The 2,077-nt window shown below is 30.4% G+C and carries 2 protein-coding genes; both read left to right on the top strand.

Going from position 1 to position 2,077, the window contains the following annotated elements; all coding sequences use genetic code 11:
- Nucleotides 1–1,745, top strand: a 1,745-nt coding sequence (locus AB1422_19135) for a tetratricopeptide repeat protein (GenBank protein MEW6621416.1), incomplete at its 5' end; no start/stop codon positions are given.
- A 39-nt stretch (nucleotides 1,746–1,784) separates the two neighbouring features.
- A partial coding sequence (locus AB1422_19130) for an RHS domain-containing protein (protein MEW6621415.1) occupies nucleotides 1,785–2,077 on the top strand: 293 nt, incomplete at its 3' end.

Raw genomic sequence — 2,077 nt, 5'->3', positions numbered from 1 at the left:
ATATAATAAATATAGTCAAAAAAATTATAACATTTATATTAAATCACTATGTTTTTAGAAAGTTAAGAAACTTTCTATTGAGTTATCATGCTGTTACTCAAGGGATTGAATTTCTTCGTCAGGAAAGAATAGAAGAATCTATTGGTCAATTAAAAAAAGCTATTCAATTTAATCCCAAAAATTCAAGAGCTTATTATAGTCTTGGATGGATATATATTAAACAAAGTTTGTATAAAGAAGCAATTGAGGAATATAAGAAAATTATCAAGTTAAACCCCAACAACTATAAAGCTCATTATGGACTGGGATGGTGTTATGCAAAAATAGATATGTTAGATAAAGCCATTAATGAATATCAGAAGGCATTATCTATTAATTGGAGAGATGACAATATTCGTTATAGCCTTGCAAATGCCTACTCAGATAAAGGAATGATAGATGAGGCTATTTGTGAATATCAAAGAATTATAAGAAAGTCTCCTCATTTTGTGGATGCATATGTTAATTTGGGGTACTTATTTGCTAAGAAAGGGATGTTAGATGAAGCTATATCAAAATATCAAAAAGCATTATCTATGGGCACTAATAACGAATTAGTTCATTGTAGTCTTGGGTGGGTTTATAAGGAAAAAGGATTAATGGAAGAAGCCATCATGGAATACCAAAAGGCTATAGACATTAATCCTAATTATGCAAATAGCTATTATGAACTTGGGAAAATTTATATTACTAAGGGAGTCTATGATGAATCTATTGAAAAATTTAAGAGAGCATTATCAATTAATCCAAATAATGTAGAAATTCTTACAAACATAGGGATTTGTTACTGGAATAAAGGGATGTATGATGAAGCAATTACTATGGAGAAGAAAGTTATAGAATTAATGCCTAATGATGCCAAGGGGTACTATAACCTTGGAGTTTCATATCATGATAAAGGAATGTTAAATGATGCAATTGAGCAATATAAGAAGGCATTGGAAATTAATCCTAAAAATGAAGATGCTCTTATTAGACTTGGAAATGCTTATGATGAAAAAGGAATGTTAGATGATGCTATCAATGAATATCAAAAGGCATTAAGGATAAATCCTAATAATGCAGAATATTACTATCTTTGTGGGCTTGTGTATAGTAAAAAAGATATGTTGGATGAAGGTATTGAAGAATATCAAAGAGTCATAGAGATTGATAATGAACATATCAATGCACTTAATAACTTAGGACTTCTCTATCACAAGAAAGGGAAGTTAGATGAAGCAATTGAAATATATCAAAAAGGTATTTCTATTGCCCCTAATGATGAATATCTCCATTATAATCTTGGACGTGTTTATGCTGAAAAAGAAATGTTAGATGAAGCTATGAAAGAATATCAGAGGACAATTGAGATAAATCCAAATGATGGATATGCACATAGTAATTTAGGAATCGTATATGTTAATAAAGGGATGTTGGACAAAGGAATTTATGAACATCACCAAGCAGTAAAGTTATATCCCAATGATGCTTTGTGTCATTCCAATTTAGGAGATGCTTATGAAAGAAAGGGTATGTTAGATGAAGCTATATCTGAATTTGAAAAAGCAGCAAAATTAGATCCAAATCACCCTGATATTCTCTATAATCTTGGTGATGCTTACAAACAAAAAAATATGAGATCTAAAGCCATTGAATTCTTCAAAAGAGCAGCAGAATTAGGAGACAAAGAATCTAAAGAAGAATTTAACAAACTCCAAAGTTAGTAAAGAATTTAGAATGGAAGTTAAGTTTTTTTCTTTTAATTGCTCTTTGAAAAGTTAAAGAAACTAAGATTTAGTTTTGATACAGTAGATGGATGGTATAACGATTATGAAGGGTGGTATATAGATGATGTAGAGATTATCAAGGCAGAAGATAAGCCATTGTATGTGCCTTTAGGGACTATTTCCTATATCTATGCCAATGATAAATTAGTCGCGAGGGTAGATAAAAAACCTGCTCAGTCCGAGAAAGTATATTATTATCATAATGATTACTTAGGTTCAACAAGGGTGATGACTGATAGTATGGGAGAAATAGTTTGGTCGAGTGATTA

It is taken from the genome of bacterium (genome assembly GCA_040757115.1).
Taxonomy (GTDB): domain Bacteria; phylum UBA9089; class CG2-30-40-21; order CG2-30-40-21; family SBAY01; genus JBFLXS01.
Note: the sequence above shows the minus strand (reverse complement) of the source record. Positions and strands in the feature narration are given on the sequence as shown.